The organism is Streptomyces sp. NPDC046881 (genome assembly GCF_040645015.1).
In the GTDB taxonomy this organism is placed as follows: domain Bacteria; phylum Actinomycetota; class Actinomycetes; order Streptomycetales; family Streptomycetaceae; genus Streptomyces.
The window spans coordinates 1-21,469 of the sequence record NZ_JBEYXJ010000082.1; the positions used below are offsets into that span (position 1 = coordinate 1).

Sequence of the window (21,469 nt, forward strand, 5' to 3'; positions counted from 1 at the left end):
ACCGCATCCTGAGGGCCGAGCGCATCGGCACCCGGCCGGTGACCCCCTCGACGATCCGGATCAGCTGCGGGAGTGATCGGCGAGGCTACTGCTGGGGGTGGTGGGGCGGGATCGGGGGGAGGTCGCCCGTGGTCTCGTACGCCGAGAGCATGTCGATGCGGCGGATGTGACGCTCGTCACCGGAGAACGGGGTGTTCAGGAAGACCTCGACGAACTTGGTCGCCTCCTCCGTGCTGTGCATCCGCGCACCCACGGCCACCACGTTGGCGTTGTTGTGCTGGCGCCCGAGCGCGGCCGTCTCCTCGCTCCAGGCCAGCGCCGCGCGCACGCCCTTCACCTTGTTCGCGGCGATCTGCTCACCGTTGCCGGAGCCGCCGATCACGATGCCGAGGGCGTCCGGGTCCGCGGCCGTCCGCTCCGCGGCGCGGAGGCAGAAGGGCGGGTAGTCGTCCTGGGCGTCATAGATGTGCGGCCCGCAGTCGACGGGCTCGTGGCCGGCGGCCTTCAGCCACTCGGCGAGGTGGTTCTTGAGTTCGTAGCCCGCATGGTCGGAGCCGAGATACACGCGCATGCAACGAGTGTGACACGCCCGTTTCCGGGCAGCAGCCCCGGGTGTCGGCGGGTGATCGACAGGAAATCTGTGAGCCAGGCCATAGATCCTCAAGGAAACCTCAAGTAACAATCCGGATTCAGAGGTTCCCGAATTCGTTCACCTCGGATTCACTGGACCGACTCGTACACCGCTCGTACGGGCAGCTTCACCTGGCGCAAAGGAAATCCGTCCATGACCCCTGGTTCGGGCCTCCAAGCAGGACTGAAAAACCGCCATCTGTCGATGATCGCGATCGGTGGTGTCATCGGAGCCGGCCTCTTCGTCGGTTCCAGTTCAGGTATCGCCACCGCGGGACCCGGCATCCTCCTGTCCTATGCCCTCGTCGGCACGCTCGTCGTGCTCGTGATGCGCATGCTCGGCGAGATGTCCGCGGCCAATCCGACCTCCGGCTCCTTCTCCGCGCACGCCGACCGTGCGCTGGGCCGCTGGGCCGGGTTCTCCATCGGCTGGCTCTACTGGTTCTTCTGGGTCGTCGTGCTCGCCGTCGAGGCGACCGCCGGCGCCAAGATCCTCGAAGGGTGGATACCGGCCGTCCCGCAGTGGGGCTGGGCACTCATCGTGATGATCGTGCTGACCGCGACCAACCTGGTCTCCGTCAGCTCCTACGGCGAGTTCGAGTTCTGGTTCGCCGGCATCAAGGTCGTGGCGATCGGCGCGTTCATCGTCGTCGGTCTGCTCGCCGTGTTCGGCGTGCTGCCGGGCGTGGACGCCGAGAAGGCCTCCTTCGGCAACCTCACCTCGCACGGCGGTTTCCTGCCGCACGGGCCGGGCGCGATCCTCACCGGTGTGCTGCTGGTCGTCTTCTCCTTCATGGGCAGCGAGATCGCCACCCTGGCGGCCGGCGAGTCCGAGGACCCGCAGCGCGCGGTCACCAAGTCCACCAACAGCATCATCTGGCGGATCGGCGTCTTCTACCTGGGCTCGATCCTGGTCGTGGTCTCGCTGCTGCCGTGGAACGACCCGTCCATCAAGAAGGACGGCTCCTACGTCGCCGCCCTGGACTCGCTGGGCATCGCGCACGCCGGTCAGATCATGAACTTCATCGTGCTGACCTCGGTGCTGTCCTGTCTCAACTCCGGCCTGTACACGGCCTCCCGCATGGCCTTCTCGCTCGGTGAGCGGGGTGACGCGCCGAAGGCGTTCGCCCGCGTCAACAGCCGGGGTGTGCCGATGGCGGCGATCCTCGCGTCGGTCGTGTTCGGCTTCGTCGCCGTCTTCTTCAACTACCTGTCCCCGGACAAGATCTTCCTCTTCCTCGTCAACTCCTCCGGCGCGGTGGCCCTGTTCGTGTGGCTGGTCATCTGCTTCTCGCAGCTGCGGATGCGGAAGATCATCCAGCGCGAGGCGCCGGAGAAGCTCGTCGTGCGGATGTGGCTGTACCCGTACCTGACCTGGGCGACGGCCGCGCTGATCGTGGGCGTGCTGGTGTACATGCTGTTCGACACCGAGCACGACGGCCGGGAGACCGTGCTGCTGTCGCTGCTGGTCGCGGCGGTCGTGCTGGTGATCGCCGTGGTGAAGGAGCGGATCCGGGCGAACCGCCCGGTCCCGGCGGCCGAGGCACCGGCCGACAAGGTGTCCGTCGGCTGACCCGACCCGTACCGACAGGGCCGCATGACCTGACGCAAGCCGTCAGGACATGCGGCCCTGCCGCGTTCCGCGCCCCGGGCTCACCGCCGGCCCACGGTCCGGAGGCCGGGGCGCGCTGACGACAGGCGGTCACGGCGCCCCAGCCGGTACGGGCCGGCTCCGCGCGCGGGGAACCCCTACGCGTCGAGCAGCGGGGAAGGCCCCGCACCGAGCATGGCCGCGGCACCGTGCACCCGGGCGGCGCACCACGCCTCCGTCCGGCCGGCGGCAACATCCCCGGCCCCGGTGCCCGCGTTACCCGGCCGCCGGCACCGCTCGGGGCGGGGGACCCAGGCGGTACCGGGCTGCTCCGGCGACGCACCGCTCGAGGCCGGGCACCGCGGTGCCGGGCCATTCGGACCGGAAACGTGGAAGAGGCCCGCCCGGGTCGGGAAAACCGTGACCCGGCGAACCTCTTCCAGTGGACCCGAGACCCCACTCCTCCGGCCGGCCGACGGCAGCCCCTGACCCCGGTGCCCTCGCCACCCGACCGACGGCGCGGCTCGGGGCCGGGCACCCAGGCTGTGCCGGGCCATTCGGCCGACCCCCGCTCGGGGCCGGGGCCCCATGCAGTGCCTGGCCGTTCGCCCCCCGCTCGGAGCCGGGGACCCAGGCGCTGCCGGCCTGCTCGGCCGACCCCCCGCTCGGGGCCAAGCACCGCAGTGCCAAGCCGTTCCGACCGGAAACGTGGAAGAGGCCCACACAGGTCGGGGAGAACCGTGACCTGCGAGCCTCTTCCAGTGGACCCGAGACCCCACTCCTCCGGCGGCCGGCGGCAGCCCCTGACCCCGGTGCCCTCGCCACCCGACCGACGGCGCGGCTCGGGGCCGGGCACCCAGGCTGTGCCGGGCCATTCGGCCGACCCATCGCTCGGAGCCGGGACCCCCATGCAGTGCCTGACCGTTCGGCCGACGCACCGCTCGGGGCCAGGCACCGCGGCGCCAAGCCGTTCGGACCGGAAACGTGGAAGAGGCCCGCCCGGGTCGGGGAGAACCGTGACCCGGCGACCCTCTCTTGTGGTGGGGGCGACACCCACTCCTCCGGCCGGTCCCCCGCAACAGCCCCCACCCTGGTGCCCGCGCCACCCCCCGCTCGGGACCGCCGACCCAGGCGGTGCCGGGCCGTTCGGACCGGAAACGTGGAAGAGGCCCGCCCGGGTCGGGAGAACCGTGACCCGGCGAGCCTCTTGAGGTGGGGGCGAGCGTGTCAGCGCTTGTCGACGAGCTTCCATGCCGTGGGCAGGAGGCCCATCGCCAGGGCCGCCTTCACGGCGTCGCCGATCAGGAACGGGGTGAGGCCGACGGCGAGGGCCTGGGAGGCGGAGAGGTCGGCGACGTAGGCCAGGTACGGAACGCCGATCGCGTAGATGATCGCCTCGCCCAGCAGCATCGTGCCGGCCATGCGCAGCACGGAGCGGTCGGCGCCGCGGCGGGCCAGGGCGCCCACGACGGTGGACGCCAGCAGCATGCCGAGGATGTAGCCGAAGGAGACGGAGGCCCCGGAGGTGCCGTGGGCGAACCACGGCACGCCGGCGAGTCCGGCGAGGGCGTACACGGCGAGCGCGGCGAAGCCCCGGCTCGCGCCGAGCGCCGTGCCGACCAGCAGCGCGGCGAAGGTCTGGCCGGTCACCGGCACCGGGGAGCCCGGGACGGGGACGGCGATCTGGGCGGCCAGGCCGGTGAGCGCGGCGCCGCCGAGCACGAGCGCCACGTCCCGGACGCGGGACGCGGGGAGCAGGTCGGCGAGTACCTCGCGGGGGCGGGCGGTGGCGGCAGCGGTGCTCATGGGTACTCCGCGGGTGACGGGGACATGCTGGGACACGGTGACGCTATCCCAGCCACCTCGGGCCGATCACCGTCAGCGCTCGACAAAGGGCGGAGCGCGACCTTGGTGGGCTCCAGACAAAGGGTGCTGGTTACACCGGTCCGGTCGTGACGCTGATCACAGAGGCAGGGACGCCCAGCTCACTCGGCCGGGCACCGAGGACACTGTGGGATCCCACCAAACGCATCCGGGTCGTCTGGCCGGATTCACCGTTCCTGCCCTACTCTTCCAGCCATGGTTGCCCAGGCCCGGAATCTCACCTCGCGTCGCTATGTCGACCTGCGACGCCAGGGCACGGCCACCTGTCGCCGCCCCGGGTAGGGGTGGGCTCCGGCGCGCCTCTGTCCTCCGAGACGTGTCGGCCCCGTTCCCGAGGACGGTCCTCATGCCCCGTACCGCGGCTCCCACCCTGCCCTCGCCCGTTCCGCGCGCCGCCGACAGCGACCGGCGGCGCACCAGCGCCAGTGTCGTGCTGCGCTCCGTGCTGGAGCACGGACCGGTGGCGCGCAGCACCATCGCCCGGCTGACCGGGCTGTCGCCCGCGTCGGTGACCGAGCACTGTGCCCGGCTCGCCGAGCGGGGCCTGATCCGGGAGTCGGCCGCGCCCCGCCGTTCGAACGGGGTCGGCCGCCCGCACGTGCCCGTCGACCTGGACGACACCCGTTTCCTGGTCGCCGGGGTGCACGTGGCCGTGCCGTACACGACGGTGGCGCTGCTGGATCTGCGCGGCCGGGTGGTGGCGCAGCGGGAGTTGCGGCACGAGCGGACCGAGCCCGGCTGGGTGCTGGCGCGGGCGGCAGAGGGACTCGCGGGGCTGCTGGCCGGGATACCGGGCCGGCGCCCGCTGGGGGTCGGGGTGGCGGTGGGCGGCTGGGTGGACCGGGAGACGGGCACCGTGGTCGAGCACGAGCTGCTGGACTGGCGGGACGTGCCGGTGCGGGAGCTGCTGGGCGCCCGTACCGGCCTGCCGGTCCAGGTGGACGGGCACGCGCGGGCGCTGGTGCACGGGGAGCGGCTGTTCGGGCGGGCCCGGGGCAGCCGGAGCGTGCTGCACCTGTTCGTGGGCAATGTGGTGGACGCCGCCTTCTCCACCCACGCCGAGGTGCACTACGGGCCCCGGTCCGCGGCCGGCGCGATCGCCCATCTGCCGGTGCCGGGCGGCACCGAGCCGTGCGCGTGCGGCCGTACCGGCTGCCTCCAGGTGGAGCTGAGCGAGCGGACGTTGTGCCGGCGGGCACGGGCGGCCGGGGTGATCGGCTCGGCCAACCCGATGCACGTGGTGGCCGCGGCGGCGGGCGGGGACCCGGTGGCCCGGCGGCTGCTGGCGGACCGGGCCCGGAAGACGGGGCGGGCGGCCGGGCTGCTGCTGGACGTGCTGAACCCGGAGACGGTCGTGGTCACCGAGGTCGGTGTCATGCACTTCGAGGACTGCCTCCAGGCGCTGCGGGAGGCGGTCGGCCCGGAGCGTTCCGCCGCCGTCGTACCGACGAGTTTCCCGGAATCCGTGCTCGCGGTGGCGGGCGGATCGGTCGTGCTGGACGCGCTGTTCCGGGATCCGCTGGGTGCGTCACCTGAGGGTATTTAATTCAGAAACTCGGAATGTTGACAGGGGGCGAGCATGACCGGGAACATCCTGGTCATGAGCCCTCTCACCAGCTGTCGCACCGTCTGTTGCTGACATATTGCCGCGCATGAAGCGCGTGTTTCCCGCTGTGTGAGCTCCTCTCCTTCCGGCCTTGTCCGCCGGAATTCCTCCTGCCTTCCCGGCCTTTTTCCGTTCTTTTTCTCCTGGGAGTCCTCCCATGCACCGTCGTGCCTTTCTCACCTCCGTTTTCGGCGCGTCCGCCGCCGTGGCCGGCCTGTCCGGCTGCGCGCAGGGCAACGCCGCCGCCGACACCAGCGGAGCCGCCACCAAGCCGCTCGCCGGCAAGGTCCCGGCCGGCACCAAACTGAAGATCGCCTCGTATCTGGGCCAGCAGCAGCTGCAGTTCAGGCTGGCGAAGCTGCCCGAGCTGCCGTTCACGGTGTCCGACTGGGTGAACATCGGGGCCGGCCCGGACGTGATCAACGCGTTCCGCGCCAAGTCGCTGGACCTCGCCAACAACGCCGGCATCCCGCCGATCCAGGCCCACTACCAGGGCTTCGCCGCGAAGATCGTGGCGATCGACATCACCCGCAAGCCCAACTACCTCTTCGCCACCAAGCCCGGCAGCGACGTCCGCACGGTGGCGGACTTCAAGGGCAAGAGGCTCGCGTTCTCCCAGGGCCAGGCGCAGGGTGTGGTGCTGCTGCGGGCGCTGAAGAAGGCGGGCCTGGCCTACGACGAGGTGAAGCTGGTCCCGCTGACCAGCAACCAGTTCTTCACCGCCCTGCAGTCCGGTCAGGTGGACGTGGCCCCGCTCGCCATCAACCAGGCACCCGCCTACCTGAAGCAGTACGAGCCCAAGGGTGCCCGCTCCATCCCCACCGACGTCGTCGACCTGCTCAACCTGCTGTGGGCCCCGCAGTCGGTGCTGAACGACCCGGCGAAGGCGGCCGCGATCGCCGCCTACATCCCGCAGTGGGCCAAGGGCCAGGTGTGGCAGTACGAGCACCCGGACGTGTGGAACGAGGAGTTCTACGTCAAGACGCAGAACCTCACCCTCGCGCAGGCCCGGGGCATCACCGAGCTGGCCAACAAGCCGCTCTTCCCGCCCAGCTGGGACGAGGCGATCCGGTGGGAGCAGGAGACCGCCGATCTGCTCGCCGAGGGCGGCTTCGTGAAGAAGTTCGACGTGTCCTCGCTCTTCGACCACCGCTTCGAGTCCATCGCCGCCAAGGCCGTACCCGAGGAGTACCGGAGGTGACCGCCGTGACCACGACGACGGCCGTGGCGGCGCCGGCCGCCGGGGAACTCTCCGAGGTCCGCAGGCGCCGCCGCCTGTCCCCCGGCCGCCGGCTGCCCGCCGCCCGGCTGGCCGGCCCGCTGACGCTGCTGGCCGTGTGGGCCGCCGCCTCGGCCGCCGAAGCCCTCGACCCGAGCGCGATCCCGGCGCCCTGGACGGTGCTGAGGACGGCCGGCCACCTGTGGACGGACGGCACGCTGCCCACCGATGTGCTGACCTCGCTGCAGCGGGCCGGCTACGGCTTCGCGATCGGCCTGACCGCCGGGGTGGTGCTCGCGCTCGTCTCCGGTCTGAGCCGGGCCGGGGAGGCGCTGATCGACGGGACCGTGCAGCTCAACCGGGCGATTCCCACCCTCGGTCTGATCCCGCTGTTCATCCTCTGGCTGGGCATCGGCGAGACCTTCAAGATCGCCATCATCGCGATCGTCGTCTACGTACCGATCTATCTGAACACGCACGCCGCGCTGTCCGGCATCGACAGCCGCTTCGTCGAACTCGCCGAGGTGCAGGGCCTGTCGCGGCTCGCCTTCGTCCGCCAGGTCGTGGTCCCCGGCGCGCTGCCCGGATTCTTCGTGGGACTCCGGCTCGGCGTGACCGGCTCCTGGGTGGGCCTGGTGGTCCTGGAGCAGATCAACGCGACCAGCGGCCTCGGCTACATGATGTTCCAGGCGCAGAACTACGGCCAGAGCGACGTCATCCTGGTCGGCCTGCTCATCTACGGCGTCTTCGGCCTGGTCTCCGACAGCGTGGTCCGTCTCATCGAACGGAGGGTGCTGCCGTGGCGCCGCACACTGGGCAACTGATCCGGCCTGCCGTGCGGCTGCGCGGCCTGACCCGGTCGTTCGAGGGCCGTACGGTCCTCGACGGCATCGATCTCGATCTGCCCGCCGGGCAGTTCACGGCCCTGCTGGGGCACAGCGGATCCGGCAAGTCGACCCTGCTGCGGGCGATCGCCGGCCTGGACCACGGGGTGGCCGGCGGCGGGCAGCTGACGGCGCCCGAGCGGGTGTCGGTCGTCTTCCAGGACTCGCGGCTGCTGCCGTGGCGGCGGGTGCTGGACAACGTCCTGCTCGGCCTGGACGGCAAGGACGCCCAGGAGCGCGGCCGGGCGGCCCTGACGGAGGTCGGCCTGGGCGGCCGGGAGCGGGCCTGGCCGGGCGAGCTGTCCGGCGGCGAGGCCCAGCGGGCGGCCCTCGCCCGCTCCCTGGTGCGGGAGCCGGAACTGCTGCTGGCCGACGAGCCGTTCGGCGCGCTGGACGCGCTGACCCGGATCCGGATGCACACCCTGCTGCGCGAGCTGTGGCAGCGCCACCGGCCGTCGGTGCTGCTCGTCACCCACGACGTGGACGAGGCGATCGTGCTCGCCGACCGGGTCCTCGTCCTGGACTCCGGCCGCATCGGCCTCGACCTGACCATCGACCACCCCCACCCGCGCTCCTACCGGGAGCCGGTGCTGGGCGAGTACCGGGAGCGGCTGCTGGCCGCCCTCGGCGTCACGGAGGACCACCGGTGACCACGAGACAGCTCCACCTGAACGCGTTCCTGATGAACACCGGCCACCACGAGGCGTCCTGGCGGCTCCCGGAGAGCGACCCGTACGCCCACGTGGAGCTGAGCCACTACGTCGGGCTCGCCCGGATCGCCGAGCGCGGCACCTTCGACTCCCTGTTCCTCGCCGACGGCCCCCAGCTGTGGGGCAACCTCGCCCAGCGGCCGGCCGGCGCCCTGGAACCGCTCACCCTGCTGACCGCGCTGGCGACGGCCACCGAGCACATCGGCCTGATCGCCACCGCCTCCACCTCCTACAACTCCCCCTACAACCTGGCCCGCAGGTTCGCCTCGCTGGACATCGTCAGCGGCGGCCGGGCCGGCTGGAACATCGTCACCACCGCCGGCGCGGAGGCCGCCCGGAACTTCGGGCTCGCCGGGGAGCCCCCGCACGCGGAGCGGTACGCCCGCGCCGCCGAGTTCCTGGAGGTGTCCCGCAAGCTGTGGGACAGCTGGGAGGACGACGCGATCGTCGCCGACAAGGCGGCCGGTGTCTGGGGCGACGACCGCAAGATCCACCCGCCCCGGCACCAGGGGACGTACTTCGGCGTCGACGGCGCCCTCAACGTGCCCCGCACCCCGCAGGGCTACCCGCTGCTGGTGCAGGCCGGATCCTCGGAGGACGGCAAGGCGTTCGCCGCCCGGTACGCGGAGGCGGTGTTCACCGCCCAGCAGACCCTCGCCGACGCGCAGGCCTTCTACGCCGACCTGAAGTCCCGCACCCGGGCCGCCGGCCGGGATCCGGGGCACCTGAAGGTGCTGCCCGGGATCGTGCCCGTCCTCGGGTCGACGGAGGCGGAGGCGCGGGCCGCCGAGCAGCTGCTGGAGGACCACATCGTGTACGAGCACGGGGTGGGCCGCCTGGAGAGCCTGCTGCAGCTGCCGGCCGGGACGCTGCGGCTGGACGGCCCGCTCCCCGCCGACCTGCCGCCCGAGTCCGCCGTCGAGGGCGCCAAGAGCCGGTACACGCTGGTCGTGGAGCTGGCCCGGCGCGAGCGGCTCACCGTGCGGCAACTGGTCGGCCGGCTCGGCGGCGGGCGCGGGCACCTCACCTTCGCCGGGACGCCCGAGCAGGTCGCCGACGAGATCGAGACCTGGTTCACGCAGGGGGCCGCCGACGGCTTCAACATCATGCCGGCCGTGCTGCCCTCCGGTCTGGAGGCGTTCGTCGAGCACGTCGTACCCCTCCTGCGCGCCCGCGGTCTGCTGCGCACCGCGTACGGGCCGCGGCAGACCCTGCGCGAGCGCTACGGCCTGCCCCGACCCACCAACCAGTACCTGACCTCCGCCTCCGCCCCCGCCCTCGTCTGAGAGGAATCCTCATGTCCATCGAGATCACCAAGGTCACCGCGCGCATCGGCGCCCGTGTCTCCGGCGTCGACATCTCCGGGCCCCTCGCGCCGGAGGAGGTCACCGCGATCCGGGAGGCCCTGAACGTCCACAAGGCGCTCGTCTTCGACGACGTGCGCCTGGACGACGCCGGCCAGCAGGCCTTCGCCCGCCACCTCGGCGACCTGACCACGGCCCACCCGACGGTCGGCGCGGTCGACGGCGCCCCGAACGTGCTGCCGGTCGACAGCGAGCGGGGCCGCGCCAACCACTGGCACACCGACGTCACCTTCGTCCTCAACCCGCCGCAGGCCAGCACCCTGCGCTCGCTCACCGTCCCGCCGTACGGCGGCGAGACGCTGATCGCCAACGCGGCGGCCGCCTACCGGGACCTGCCCGAGCCGCTGCGCCGCCTGGCCGACACCCTGTGGGCCGAGCACACCAACGACTACGACTACGCGGTCCCGGACGAGGAGATCGACGAGGAGAAGGCCGCCCAGCGCGCCCAGTTCACCTCGATCACGTACCGCACCGCCCACCCGGTGGTCCGCGTCCACCCGCTGACCGGGGAGCGGGGGCTGTTCGTCGGCGGGTTCGCGCAGCGGATCGTCGGCCTGTCGGCCGGCGAGTCCCGCAAGATCCTCGACCTGCTCCAGGCGTACGTCATCCGCCCGGAGAACGTGCTGCGCCACCGCTGGTCGGAGAACCAGCTGGTCCTCTTCGACAACCGCATCACCCAGCACTACGCCATCGACAACTACGACGGCCTGCCGCGCCGCCTGCACCGGGTGACCGTCGCCGGTGACGTTCCGGTCGGCATCGAGGGCAAGGAGAGCTACTCGATCGAGGGGGACGCCTCCCACTACACACCGGTGGCCGCGTAGCCGTATATTCACCCTCCGTACGACAAGGTGTCCGGATAGTGGGCAGCCCCTTCGCGTGAGCGGACGGGCTGCCCACACTGGCGGGGTTTTTGCCCGCCCATTGCCCTGGGGGAGCCGCGTCCCATGCCCAGTAGTACGACCAAGGAGACCCCGCCGCAGCAGCAGGCGGACGGCTCCCTCTCCCATGGCCTCAAGCAGCGCCATCTGTCGATGATCGCCCTCGGCGGCGTGATCGGCGCGGGACTCTTCGTCGGTTCCGGTGCCGGCATCGCCGCCGCCGGCCCGTCCATCGTGATCGCCTACACCGTCTCCGGCCTCCTGGTGATGCTGGTGATGCGGATGCTCGGCGAGATGTCCGCCGCCTACCCGTCGTCGGGATCCTTCTCCGCGCACGCCGAGCGGGCCATCGGCCCGTGGGCCGGCTTCGCCGCCGGCTGGTCGTTCTGGGTGCTGCTGTGCACGGCGGTCGGCCTGGAGGGCATCGGCGCCGCGCACATCGTCTCCGGCTGGCTGCCCGGCACGCCGGAGTGGCTGTGGGTGGCCCTGTTCATGGTCGTCTTCTGCGGCACCAACCTGGCCGCCGTGAAGAACTTCGGCGAGTTCGAGTTCTGGTTCGCCGCGCTGAAGGTCGGCGCGATCAGCCTGTTCCTGATCCTGGGGGCCCTGGCCATCGCGGGCGTGCTGCCCGGCACGGACTCCCCCGGTGCCTCGCACCTCACCCACTTCCTGCCGCACGGCAGCGAGGGCCTGATCATCGGCCTGCTCGCGTCCGTCTTCTCCTACGGCGGCATGGAGACGGTCACCATCGCCGCGGCCGAGTCGGAGAACCCGGTCAAGGGCGTGGCCTCCGCCGTCCGTACCGCGATGTGGCGCATCGCCCTGTTCTACATCGGCTCCATGCTGGTCGTCGTCACCCTGGTCCCGTGGGACTCCAAGGACGTCGTCGAGAAGGGCCCGTACGTCGCCACGCTCGACCACCTCGGCATCCCCGGCGCCGGCCAGCTGATGAACGTCGTCGTGCTGGTCGCCCTGCTCTCGGCGATGAACGCCAACATCTACGGCTCCTCGCGCATCGCCTTCTCGCTGGTCGAGCGCGGCCAGGGCCCGAAGGCGCTGGCGAAGCTGTCCGGCGGGGTCCCGCGGATCGCGGTCCTCGTCTCCTGTGTCCTCGGGTTCGTCTGCGTCCTGCTCAGCTACTGGAGCCCGAACGGCGCCTTCAAGTGGCTGCTGAACATGATCGGCGCGGTCATCCTGGTCGTCTGGATCTTCATCGCGGTCTCCCAGCTGCTGCTGCGCCGGCGCATCGAGCGCGAATCCCCGGAGAAGCTGGTCGTGCGCATGTGGGCGTTCCCGTGGCTGACCTGGGTCGCGCTGGCCGGCATGGTCGCGATCTTCGCCCTGATGGCCCGCGAGCCGGACACCCGGGTGCAGCTGTACTCGACGGGCGTGATGACGCTGGCCCTGGCGGCCGTCGGCTACGTCTGGCAGCGGGTGCGCGCCCGGCGCTGACCGCCGTTACGTTCCGGCGAAGGCCCCCACGTGTGCCACGTGGGGGCCTTCGTGGCGCTCGGGCTCCCCGCCGCCGTGAAGGGTGAGAAGACGATCACGAGGGACAGGCTGCCTTATTGCGACCTTGTTGCAATTGCAGCCTATCAGCAGGAAGGCAGGTTGAGGGAGAGCAGCGCGGCCTGCCCGCCGTCGATCCGCAGCTCGGTCAGCGCCGCGTTGCGCAGCCGCGGCAGGACGCGGCGGTACTCGGACAGCGGGATGTGCAGCAGGGAGCACAGCACCAGGCGGAGCAGGGTGTTGTGGGCGACGACCAGGACCCGCTCGCCGGGGTGGGCGGCGGCGATCCGGCGCAGGGCCGCGGTGCCGCGTGCCGCCGCCGCGCGGGGGTCCTCGGCACCGGGGAACGGGTGCGCCACCGGGTCGGCGCGGAACGCCTCGGCCGCGGCCGGGTCGTCCGCCGCGAACTCCGCGAGGGTACGGCCCTCCAGCACGCCGAAGTCGCACTCGCGCAGGCCGGGCTCCCGGCGCGGGACGAGCCCGAGGGCCCGGCAGGCCGGCTCGGCGGTGGCGACCGCCCGGGACAGGGGCGAGGTCCACACCGCGTCCACCGGGTGCCCGGCGGCCCACCGCCCCAGCGCCTCGGCCTGGTCGCGCCCGGTGTCCGTCAGGGCCACGTCGCTCACGCCGGCGTACCGGTTCTCGGCGTGCCACACGGTCTGCCCGTGCCGGGCGAGGAGGAGGGTGGTGGGAGTCATGGGCAGCAGTATCCCGGGCGGAGCGCGTCTCACAGCCGTGCCCGCGCGTGAGCGGCCACCGGGTGCGGCAGCCACCCCCGCGCCTCCAGCTCCCCCACCAGCCGGGCGTAGGGCTCGGTGAAGCGGGCGGTGCGGCCGGGGCGGGGCTCGACCGTGGTGCCGGCGCGCACCATGCCCTCGGCCACCTCGGCCAGCGTCGGCCCCGCCCCGGTGCCGTACGCGGCCAGGGCGGCCATGCCCAGCGCCGGTTCGGTGCGGGCCGGGACGCGCAGCGGGCGGCCCAGCACGTCGGCGCGCAGCTGGGTCCAGTAGGCGCTGCGGGCGCCGCCGCCGGTGGCGGTGAGGGTGCCGTCGAGGGGGGCGCCCAGGTGGTGGAGGTAGTCCAGGCAGAGGCGTTCGGTGAAGGCCACGCCCTGGAGGAGGGCCGCCCACAGGTCGGCGTCCGACTCCGGGTCGCCGAGCAGCAGGGAGGTGGCCCGGGGGGCGAGAAAGGGGAAGCGTTCGCCGGGCGAGACGAGCGGGTAGGCGACCGCGGCCGAGGGCTCGAAGGCGGCGGCGCGGGCGTCCAGCGCGGCCGGGTCCGCGCCCGGGAAGCGGGCCGTGAGCACGCCGGCACCGACGCTGGAGGCCCCGCCCGGCAGCCAGGTGCCGTCGGGTGCGCGGTGGTTGTAGACGACGCCGGCCGGGTCGGACAACGGCTGCGCCGCCGCGCCCTTGAGGACCAGCGTCGTCCCCAGCACCGAGTTCCAGGCGCCCTCGCGCAGCGCGCCGGCGGCGATCTGGGCGGCGCAGCCGTCGGTCATGCCGGCGACGACGGGCGTGCCGGCCGGGACGGCGGTGGCCTCGGCGGCGGCCGGGCAGACCTCGCCGAGCCGGGTGCCGGGCCGCACCACCTCCGGGAGGACGCCCGCGGGCAGTCCGGTGAGGTCGGGCCACGCCTCGCGGTGCACGTCGTAGGCCGTCTTCAGGGCGTGGCTGGAGTCGCTGGGCACCGGGCGGCCGACCAGCCGGGCGGTGATCACGTCCGGCTGGTGGGCGACCCGGCCCGGGCCGTGCGCGCGGACCAGCCAGCGCACCTTGGGCAGCGCCCAGGTGTCCTGCACCGCGAGTCCGGCGGAGCGCAGCCGGCCCGCCTCGGCGGCGGCCCGCCTGTCGTCGTACATCAGCGCGGGGCTCACCGGGCGGCCGCCGTCGTCCGTGAGCAGCACGGTCCCGGACGTCCCGCACACCGCGACCCCGGCGACCCGGACCCGTGCCCCGGCGAGCGCCGCCCGGCAGGCCGCGCCCACCGCCGCCCACCACTCCGCCGGGTCCTGCTCGTGCCGCGCCCCCTCCCGGCGCCCCCGGGTGAGCGGCGCCGCGCCGCTGCCGGGCACCCTGCCGTCGGCCGTCACCAGCAGCGCCCGTACCCCCTGCGTGCCGAGGTCGATCCCGAGCCACGCCTCATCCATCCGAACCTCCGCTCTTCGCGACCGGTCCTGTGAACTTCCCACGCTCTTTTGAGATTTCCCCCTGCTTTCCCCGTGCGCAAGGGATTGACGCCGTTTCAGCGCCGATACACCCTCTGGTGTCGGGCCGACTCGCACGGTGAACCGCCACGGCCCCACCGCCCCACCGACGGAGGTCCCGGATGGACAAGGCACCACGGGGACCCGCGGCCCGCCAGGCCGCCCTGGCCGGACTCGTCCTCGCCGAGGGCTCGGCGAGCGCGGCGGAGCTGGCCGAGCGGTTCGGGGTGAGCCTGATGACCATCCACCGGGACCTGGACGAGCTGGAACGGCAGGGCATCGTACGGAAGTTCCGCGGCGGGGTGACCGCGCAGCCGTCCGGGGTGTTCGAGTCCAACGTGCAGTACCGGCTGAAGACCATGCGCCCGCAGAAGGCCGCGCTCGCCGAGCGGGCCATGCGGCAGATCGAGCCCGGCATGGCCGTCCTGCTGGACGACTCCACCTCCACCCTGGAGATAGCGCGCCGGCTGCGGCTCGGCCGGGTCACCCCGCTCACCGTCGTCACCAACTTCCTGGAGGCGATCAACCTCCTCGCCGACCAGCGGGGCATCCGTCTGATGGCGCTCGGCGGCGACTACGACCCGCTGCACTCCTCCTTCCTCGGGGTGTCCTGCGTGGAGGCCGTCGGCCGGCTCCGCGTCGACGTCGGCTTCGTGTCCACGTCGGGCGTGCACGACGGCTACGCCTACCACCAGGAGCAGCACATCGTCTCGGTGAAGCGGGCGATGCTCGACATCGCCGCCCGCAACGTCCTGCTCGCCGACCACACCAAGCTGGGCCGGGTCGCCCTGCACCGGGTGGCCCCGCTCTCCCGCTTCGACCTGCTGCTGGTGGACGACGGGGCCGCCCCGGAGGCGCTGCGCGACCTGGACGAGCACGAGGTGCGCTACGAGGTGTGCGCCACCGGGGACGGGGGAGGGCGATGACCGCGCCGGAGCCACGTGAGCCGCGCACGACCCGCCGGTCGCGGGGACCGGCCCCTGCCTTCGACGCCGAGACGGGAGATTTCCTCAGATGACCTCCAGTGGTGTGCGTGTGGTGGCCGCCGGCGACCACTTCGTCCTGCCGTCCCTGATCACGGCCGCGCTCGCGGAGGAGGCCGACTGCGCGGTGCGGGAGCTGACCCTGGGCTGGCCGCTGGAGCCGTTCGGGCCGGTGGCCGAGGTGAGCGAGGCGAGCGACGCCGAGGACGAGCTGATCGCGGCCCTCGACGGCGCCGAGGTGCTGGTCACCCAGATGGGACCAGTCACCGAACGCGTCCTCGCCGCCTGCCCGGCGCTGCGGCTGGTCGTCGTCTGCCGGGGCGGACCGGTCAACGTCAACCTGGAGGCGGCCGGGCGGCACGGCGTGCGGGTGTGCTTCGCGCCGGGCCGCAACGCCGCCGCCACCGCCGAGTTCACCGTCGGCCTGCTGCTCGCCGCCCTGCGCCGCATCCCGCAGGCCCACGACCTCCTGGCCCGGCAGGGCAGTTGGGCCGGTGCCTCGTACTACACCTACGAGCACAGCGGCCTGGAACTGGAGGACCTGCCCGTCGGACTCGTCGGCTACGGCGCGGTCGGCAGCCGGGTCGCCCGGGTGCTGTGCGCGTTCGGGGCGCGGGTGATGGTGTACGACCCGTACGTGCGCGGCGAGGTGCACGGGCTGCGCCTGTCGTCGCTGGACGACCTGCTGCGCCGCTCCGCCGTCATCACCCTGCACGCCCGGCTCACCGCCGAGACCCGCGGTCTGCTCGGCGCCCGCGAGCTGGCGCTGCTGCCACCGGGCGCGGTGGTGGTCAACGCGGCCCGCGGTCCGCTGCTGGACGAGGACGCGCTGTGCGACGCGCTGGCCGAGGGGCGGCTGTCGGCGGCGGCGCTGGACACCTTCGCCCGCGAACCGCTGCCGCCGGACTCCCGGCTGCGCGCGCTGTCCGACCGGGTGGTGCTCACCCCGCACCTGGGCGGCGCCAGCCGTGCGGTGGCGGAGAAGGCCGCCCGGATCGCCGCCGCCGAGGTAGGCCGCTGGATACGCGGGGAGCCCCTCGCGCACTGCCTCCGATAAGGGCCCACCCACCGCTGGCCACAACAGAGGAGTCGGCATGTTCGTCGGGATCGATGTGGGGACCTCGCTGGTGAAGGCCGCCGCCTTCGACCGGGCCGGGCGGCAACTGGCCGTCGAGGCACGCCCGGTGCACCTCGAGGTGCGCCGGGGAGCCGTGGAGCAGGACATGCGGGAGGTGTACGCGGCCGTCGTCGGTGTGCTGCGGACGCTGACCGGGCGGCTGGAGGCGCCCGTGGAGCTGGCCGGGCTGACCGGACAGGGCGACGGGGTGTGGCTGGTGGACGCGGCGGGCCGCCCGGTGCGGCCGGCGCTCTCCTGGATGGACGGCCGGGCGCACGAACTGGTGGACCGGTGGCTGGCGGACGGCACCTTCGAGACCGTCTTCCGGCGCACCGGCAGCGCGATGTTCCCGGGCTGCCCGGGACCGCTGCTGGCCTGGCTGGACCGGCACGAACCGCAGGCCCTGGACGCCGCCGCGGCGGCCGTCTACTGCAAGGACATGGTGTTCCAGCGGCTGACCGGCGCCGAACGGGCCGTGACGGACGCGTCGGACGCGTCGATGCCGTTCCTGGACCCGCGCTCACGGGCGTACGACGAGGGGGTGCTGGACCTCCTCGGCCTCGGCCACCGGCGCGGGCTGCTCCCGGACATCGGCGATCCGATCGCGACCGGCGAGGCGGGCGGCGAGGGCCTGCCCGCCGGGACCCCGCTGGCGAACGGCCCGTACGACCTGCCCGCCTGCGCGCTCGGCGCCGGGGTCACCGCGCCCGGCGACGGCCTGCTGATCGTCGGCACCTGCCTGGCGAGCCTGGTCGTCACCACCGGGCTGGACCTGGACGGCGAACCGGCGGGGCTGTACATCTCCACCGACCGGCCCGGGCACTGGCTGCGCGCGATGCCCGCGATGGTCGGCACGGCGGCGCTGGACTGGGTGCTGCGCACCACCGGGGCCCGGCACGAAGAGCTGGACGACCTGCTGGTCGCCGCCCCGCCGGGCTCGTCCGGGGTGCGGGTGCTGCCGTACTTCGCGCCGTCCGGTGAGCGGGCGCCCTTCGTGGAGCCCGGGCTGCGGGCCGAACTGCTCGGGGTCTGCCTGGAGACGCGCCCCGCCGACCTGGTCCGGGCCACCTGCGAGGGCATCGGCTACGCGGCCCGGCACTGCCTGGAGGCGGCGGGCCTGACCGGTTCGCTCGCGGTGTGCGGCGGCGGCACCCGCAGCCTCGCCTGGACGGGGCTGCTGGCCGATGTGCTGGGCCGGCCGCTGAAGGTGGTGGAGGGCGAGGTCGGCGCGCGGGGCGCGGTCCTCGCGGCCGCCGCCCGGTACGGCGTCCCCCTGGACACCGCCGCCTGGACCGGGCCGACCCGGGTGATCGAGCCGGACCCGGACCGGGCGGCGTACTACGCGAAGGGGTACGAGGAGCACCTGGAGCTGCTGGCGGCGGCACGGGACCGGGCCCGGCGCTGAGTGCTGCTCGTGAACCGCCGCGTCGGGCGTCTCCGGTGCCGGCGTCGCCTACAGGTTGCTGAAGTCGGGGCCCTTGGTGCGGGAGCGCTTGATCTCGTAGAAGCCCGGCACCGAGGCCACGGCGAGCGTGCCGTCCCACAGGCGGGCCGCCGCCTCGCCCTGCGGGGCGGGGGTGACGACCGGGCCGAAGAAGGCGATCTCCTCGCCGTCGGGGCCGGGCACCGCGATGACCGGGGTGCCGACGTCCTGGCCGACCTTCTCGATGCCCTCCTTGTGGGAGGCGCGCAGCTCCGACTCGTACGGGGTGGAGTCCCAGTGGTCCAGCAGGGATTCGGGCAGCCCCACGTCCTTGAGCGCGGCGGCCACGGCCGACTTCTCCGGGCCCTCGCCCCGGTTGTGGATGCGGGTGCCGAGCGCCGTGTAGAGGTCGCCGAGCACCGCTTCGCCGTGCTCCTGCTGGGCCGCGATGACGACGCGGACCGGGCCCCAGGCCTTGGTCGCGAGCATCTCGCGGTACTCCTCGGGCAGCTCGTCGAGGCGGTTCTCGTTGAGCACGGCGAGGCTCATCACATGCCAGCGGACCTCGATGTCGCGGACCTTCTCCACCTCCAGCACCCAGCGGGAGGTCATCCAGGCCCAGGGGCACAGCGGGTCGAACCAGAAGTCGACGGGGGTCTTGTCCGACATGTCTCTCCTCGTCAGGAACTCTTTCCCCGGGAAACGCCGCGGTCCGCGCTGCCATTCCCCGTCCCCCCTGTCAGGGGCGCATGGCAGGATCGGTCCTGTTCAGCCGCCATCCGCACGATCACGAGGGAGTGCCGTCCGTGCCCGGTGAGAATCTGTCCCGCGACGAGGCCCGGGAGCGGGCCGCCCTGCTGTCCGTCGACGGCTACGAGGTGTCCCTGGACCTGCGGTCCGCCGTCGGCGACGCGGGCGGCGAGCCGCGCACGTTCCGCTCGGTGACCACCGTCCGCTTCCGCTGCGCCGAGCCGGGGGCGTCGAGCTTCGCCGATCTGATCGCGCCCGGCGTGACCTCCGTGTCGCTCAACGGCCGGGACCTGGACCCGGGCGAGGTCTTCGACGGCTCCCGGATCGCGCTGGAGGACCTGGATGCGGAGAACGAGCTGGTGGTGGACGCGCAGTGCGCCTACTCGCGCACCGGCGAGGGCATGCACCGCTTCGTCGACCCGGAGGACGGCGAGGTCTACCTCTACACGCAGTACGAGCCGGCCGACGCCCGCCGGGTGTTCGCGAACTTCGAGCAGCCGGACCTGAAGGCGCCGTACCGCTTCGAGGTGCGGGCGCCCGAGGGCTGGACGGTGTGGAGCAACGGCGCGGGCGAACTCGTCGACGGGGTGTGGCGGTTCGCGGAGACCAAGCCGATCTCGACGTACATCACGTGCGTGGTGGCGGGCCCGTACCACTACGTGACGGACTCCTACACGCGCACCTTCGAGGACGGCACGAAGCTGGAGATCCCGCTCGGCGCGATGTGCCGCAAGGGTCTCGCCCCGCACTTCGACGCGGACGACGTGTTCCTGGTGACCAAGCAGGGCCTGGACTTCTTCCACGACCACTTCGACCACCCGTACCCGTTCGGGAAGTACGACCAGGCGTTCGTGCCCGAGTACAACCTGGGCGCGATGGAGAACCCGGGCCTGGTGACCTTCCGCGAGGAGTACATCTTCCGCGGGAAGGTGACGCAGGCGTCGTACGAGGCGCGGGCCAACGTCATCCTGCACGAGATGGCGCACATGTGGTTCGGCGACCTGGTCACCATGGAGTGGTGGGACGACCTGTGGCTGAAGGAGTCCTTCGCGGACTTCATGGGCACGTTCGCGAACGTGGGCGCGACCCGTTTCAAGGACGCGTGGACCACCTTCGCCAACCGCCGCAAGGCGTGGGCGTACCGCGCGGACCAGCTGCCGTCCACGCATCCGATCACGGCGGACATCCGTGACCTGGAGGACGCCAAGCTGAACTTCGACGGCATCACCTACGCCAAGGGCGCCTCGGTGCTCAAGCAGCTGGTGGCGTACGTCGGCCAGGACGCCTTCCTGGAGGGCGCCCGGCGTTACTTCAAGCGCCACGCGTACGGCAACACGCGCCTGGGCGACCTGCTGTCGGTGCTGGCCGAGACCAGCGGCCGGGACATGACGGCGTGGTCGCGGTCCTGGCTGCAGACGGCCGGGGTGAACACGCTGACCCCGCAGGTGCTGCTGGACACCGAGGGCGGCCGGATCGCGGAGCTGGCGATCCTCCAGGAGGCCCCCGAGTCGCACCCGGAGCTGCGTCCGCACCGGATCGCGGTGGGCCTGTACCGCCGTACGCCCGAGGGGGCGCTGCAGCGGTACGCGCGCGTGGAGACGGACCTGCACGAGCCGCGCACGGTGGTGGCGGAGCTGGCGGGCGCCGAGGCGCCGGAGCTGGTGCTGGTCAACGACGACGACCTGACCTACTGCAAGGTCCGGTTCGACGAGACCTCGCTGGAGACGCTGCGGTCCGGCCTGGGCGGGCTGACGGACCCGCTGGCGCGCGCCCTGTGCTGGTCGGCGCTGTGGAACCTGACCCGGGACGGGCTGCTGCCGGCGCGGGACTTCGTCGACCTGGTGCTGCGGTTCGCGGGCCGCGAGTCGGACATCGGCGTGCTGCAGATGCTGCACGCCTGGGCGAACACGGCGCTGGTGCACTACGCGGCGCCGGCGTGGCGGGAGACCGGCGGGGAACTGCTGGCCGAGGGGGCGCTGCGGGAGCTGCGGGCGGCCGAGGCGGGCAGTGAGCACCAGCTGGCCTGGGCGCGGTTCTTCGCGGCGGTGGCCTCCGCCGAGCCGGACCTGAAGCTGCTGGCCGACCTGCTGGACGGCACCACCGCGATCGAGGGTCTGGAGGTGGACCAGGAGCTGCGCTGGGCGTTCCTGGAGCCGCTGGCCGCGCACGGGGCGGCGGACGAGTCGGCGCTGGCGGCGGAGCTGGCCCGGGACGACACGGCGTCGGGCAAGCGGCACCAGGTGCGCTGCCTGGCCGCGCGGCCGTCGGCGGCGGTCAAGGCGCAGGCGTGGGCGCAGGTGGTGGAGTCCGATGCGCTGTCGAACGCGCTGGTGGAGGCGACGATCTCGGGCTTCCAGCAGCCCTCGCAGCGGGAGCTGATCGCGCCGTACGCGCAGCTGTACTTCGCGGCGATCGAGCGGGTGTGGCGGGAGCGGTCGATCCAGATCGGCATGGACGTGGTGCGGGGTCTGTTCCCGGCGTACCAGGACCGGCCGGAGACGCTGGACGCGACGGACGCGTGGCTGCGGGCGCACGAAGACGCGGCGCCGGCGCTGCGCCGGCTGGTGCTGGAGGCGCGGGACGACCTGGCGCGGGCACTGCGCGCACAGGAGTGCGACGCGGCGGCCGACGACCGCTGAGCTTTGGCCTGGGCTTCGGCCCGGGCTTTCCCGGGCGGTGACCGTTACGAGATTCGGTCAAATCTAGCCGTAA

At 72.8% G+C, this 21,469-nt stretch carries 17 protein-coding genes; 12 read left to right on the top strand and 5 right to left on the bottom strand.

Annotated features, from left to right (window positions below; all coding sequences use genetic code 11):
- Positions 1-85: 85 nt before the first annotated feature.
- On the bottom strand, positions 86-571 hold the full coding sequence (locus ABZ923_RS29910) for a ribose-5-phosphate isomerase (protein ID WP_361477583.1): 486 nt from the start codon (positions 569-571) through the stop codon (positions 86-88).
- 213 nt (positions 572-784) lie between these two features.
- On the opposite strand from ABZ923_RS29910, the gene ABZ923_RS29915 reads away from it, so the two are divergent.
- The gene (locus tag ABZ923_RS29915) at positions 785-2,203 is read left to right on the top strand and encodes an amino acid permease (RefSeq protein WP_361477586.1); all 1,419 of its coding nucleotides are present in this window, start codon (positions 785-787) and stop codon (positions 2,201-2,203) included.
- Between the two features lie 1,245 nt (positions 2,204-3,448).
- Here ABZ923_RS29915 and ABZ923_RS29920 read toward each other — a convergent pair.
- Positions 3,449-4,027, bottom strand: a complete 579-nt coding sequence (locus tag ABZ923_RS29920) for a biotin transporter BioY (RefSeq protein ID WP_361477589.1) — start codon at positions 4,025-4,027, stop codon at positions 3,449-3,451.
- A gap of 424 nt (positions 4,028-4,451) precedes the next feature.
- On the opposite strand from ABZ923_RS29920, the gene ABZ923_RS29925 reads away from it, so the two are divergent.
- From ABZ923_RS29925 to ABZ923_RS29955, 7 genes are all read left to right on the top strand, one after another.
- Positions 4,452-5,651: an ROK family transcriptional regulator gene (locus tag ABZ923_RS29925; protein WP_361477591.1), complete on the top strand. Its 1,200-nt coding sequence runs from the start codon at positions 4,452-4,454 to the stop codon at positions 5,649-5,651.
- Positions 5,652-5,868: 217 nt separating this feature from the next.
- Positions 5,869-6,912 (top strand): ABC transporter substrate-binding protein, encoded by a 1,044-nt coding sequence (locus ABZ923_RS29930; protein ID WP_361477594.1) that lies wholly within the window; start codon positions 5,869-5,871, stop codon positions 6,910-6,912.
- Positions 6,909-7,754, top strand: a complete 846-nt coding sequence (locus tag ABZ923_RS29935; RefSeq protein ID WP_361477597.1) for an ABC transporter permease — start codon at positions 6,909-6,911, stop codon at positions 7,752-7,754. The genes ABZ923_RS29930 and ABZ923_RS29935 overlap by 4 nt, the downstream gene beginning before the upstream one ends.
- Positions 7,730-8,464 (top strand): ABC transporter ATP-binding protein, encoded by a 735-nt coding sequence (locus ABZ923_RS29940; RefSeq protein WP_361477600.1) that lies wholly within the window; start codon positions 7,730-7,732, stop codon positions 8,462-8,464. The genes ABZ923_RS29935 and ABZ923_RS29940 overlap by 25 nt, the downstream gene beginning before the upstream one ends.
- Positions 8,461-9,810 (top strand): LLM class flavin-dependent oxidoreductase, encoded by a 1,350-nt coding sequence (locus ABZ923_RS29945; protein WP_361477603.1) that lies wholly within the window; start codon positions 8,461-8,463, stop codon positions 9,808-9,810. The genes ABZ923_RS29940 and ABZ923_RS29945 overlap by 4 nt, the downstream gene beginning before the upstream one ends.
- A gap of 11 nt (positions 9,811-9,821) precedes the next feature.
- A complete protein-coding gene (locus ABZ923_RS29950) occupies positions 9,822-10,712 on the top strand; it encodes a TauD/TfdA family dioxygenase (protein ID WP_361477606.1) in 891 nt (296 codons plus the stop codon).
- A gap of 123 nt (positions 10,713-10,835) precedes the next feature.
- Positions 10,836-12,221 carry an amino acid permease gene (locus ABZ923_RS29955; protein WP_361477609.1) on the top strand — a complete coding sequence of 462 codons (1,386 nt, stop codon included), beginning with the start codon at positions 10,836-10,838 and terminating at the stop codon, positions 12,219-12,221.
- Between the two features lie 143 nt (positions 12,222-12,364).
- Here ABZ923_RS29955 and ABZ923_RS29960 read toward each other — a convergent pair whose 3' ends face one another.
- Positions 12,365-12,976 carry a histidine phosphatase family protein gene (locus ABZ923_RS29960; protein ID WP_361477612.1) on the bottom strand — a complete coding sequence of 204 codons (612 nt, stop codon included), beginning with the start codon at positions 12,974-12,976 and terminating at the stop codon, positions 12,365-12,367.
- Between the two features lie 29 nt (positions 12,977-13,005).
- Positions 13,006-14,427: an FGGY family carbohydrate kinase gene (locus ABZ923_RS29965; protein WP_361477615.1), complete on the bottom strand. Its 1,422-nt coding sequence runs from the start codon at positions 14,425-14,427 to the stop codon at positions 13,006-13,008.
- Positions 14,428-14,606: 179 nt separating this feature from the next.
- Here ABZ923_RS29965 and ABZ923_RS29970 point away from each other — a divergent pair, with 179 nt between their 5' ends.
- From ABZ923_RS29970 to ABZ923_RS29980, 3 genes are all read left to right on the top strand, one after another.
- Complete coding sequence (locus ABZ923_RS29970; protein ID WP_361477618.1) at positions 14,607-15,410, top strand: DeoR/GlpR family DNA-binding transcription regulator; 804 nt, start codon at positions 14,607-14,609, stop codon at positions 15,408-15,410.
- Between the two features lie 88 nt (positions 15,411-15,498).
- Positions 15,499-16,524, top strand: coding sequence for a 2-hydroxyacid dehydrogenase (locus ABZ923_RS29975; protein WP_361477621.1), 1,026 nt, complete (start codon positions 15,499-15,501; stop codon positions 16,522-16,524).
- A gap of 37 nt (positions 16,525-16,561) precedes the next feature.
- Complete coding sequence (locus tag ABZ923_RS29980; RefSeq protein ID WP_361477623.1) at positions 16,562-17,989, top strand: FGGY-family carbohydrate kinase; 1,428 nt, start codon at positions 16,562-16,564, stop codon at positions 17,987-17,989.
- Positions 17,990-18,037: 48 nt separating this feature from the next.
- Here ABZ923_RS29980 and ABZ923_RS29985 read toward each other — a convergent pair whose 3' ends face one another.
- Entirely contained in the window at positions 18,038-18,676 is a 639-nt protein-coding gene (locus ABZ923_RS29985; RefSeq protein ID WP_361477625.1) for a DsbA family protein, read from the bottom strand.
- Between the two features lie 137 nt (positions 18,677-18,813).
- Between ABZ923_RS29985 and pepN the strand changes: the two genes are divergently transcribed.
- Positions 18,814-21,396 (top strand): aminopeptidase N, encoded by a 2,583-nt coding sequence (gene pepN, locus ABZ923_RS29990; protein ID WP_361477628.1) that lies wholly within the window; start codon positions 18,814-18,816, stop codon positions 21,394-21,396.
- The last annotated feature ends 73 nt before the right edge of the window (positions 21,397-21,469 follow it).

Excerpts from the sequence above, each read along its gene's own strand:
- ABZ923_RS29910 (WP_361477583.1), bottom strand. The coding sequence starts at position 571 with ATGCGCGTGTATCTCGGCTCCGACCATGCGGGCTACGAACTCAAGAAC.
- ABZ923_RS29915 (WP_361477586.1), top strand. The coding sequence starts at position 785 with ATGACCCCTGGTTCGGGCCTCCAAGCAGGACTGAAAAACCGCCATCTG.
- ABZ923_RS29920 (WP_361477589.1), bottom strand. The coding sequence starts at position 4,027 with ATGAGCACCGCTGCCGCCACCGCCCGCCCCCGCGAGGTACTCGCCGAC.
- ABZ923_RS29925 (WP_361477591.1), top strand. The coding sequence starts at position 4,452 with ATGCCCCGTACCGCGGCTCCCACCCTGCCCTCGCCCGTTCCGCGCGCC.
- ABZ923_RS29930 (WP_361477594.1), top strand. The coding sequence starts at position 5,869 with ATGCACCGTCGTGCCTTTCTCACCTCCGTTTTCGGCGCGTCCGCCGCC.
- ABZ923_RS29950 (WP_361477606.1), top strand. The coding sequence starts at position 9,822 with ATGTCCATCGAGATCACCAAGGTCACCGCGCGCATCGGCGCCCGTGTC.
- ABZ923_RS29955 (WP_361477609.1), top strand. The coding sequence starts at position 10,836 with ATGCCCAGTAGTACGACCAAGGAGACCCCGCCGCAGCAGCAGGCGGAC.
- ABZ923_RS29960 (WP_361477612.1), bottom strand. The coding sequence starts at position 12,976 with ATGACTCCCACCACCCTCCTCCTCGCCCGGCACGGGCAGACCGTGTGG.
- ABZ923_RS29965 (WP_361477615.1), bottom strand. The coding sequence starts at position 14,427 with ATGGATGAGGCGTGGCTCGGGATCGACCTCGGCACGCAGGGGGTACGG.
- ABZ923_RS29970 (WP_361477618.1), top strand. The coding sequence starts at position 14,607 with ATGGACAAGGCACCACGGGGACCCGCGGCCCGCCAGGCCGCCCTGGCC.
- ABZ923_RS29975 (WP_361477621.1), top strand. The coding sequence starts at position 15,499 with ATGACCTCCAGTGGTGTGCGTGTGGTGGCCGCCGGCGACCACTTCGTC.
- ABZ923_RS29980 (WP_361477623.1), top strand. The coding sequence starts at position 16,562 with ATGTTCGTCGGGATCGATGTGGGGACCTCGCTGGTGAAGGCCGCCGCC.
- ABZ923_RS29985 (WP_361477625.1), bottom strand. The coding sequence starts at position 18,676 with ATGTCGGACAAGACCCCCGTCGACTTCTGGTTCGACCCGCTGTGCCCC.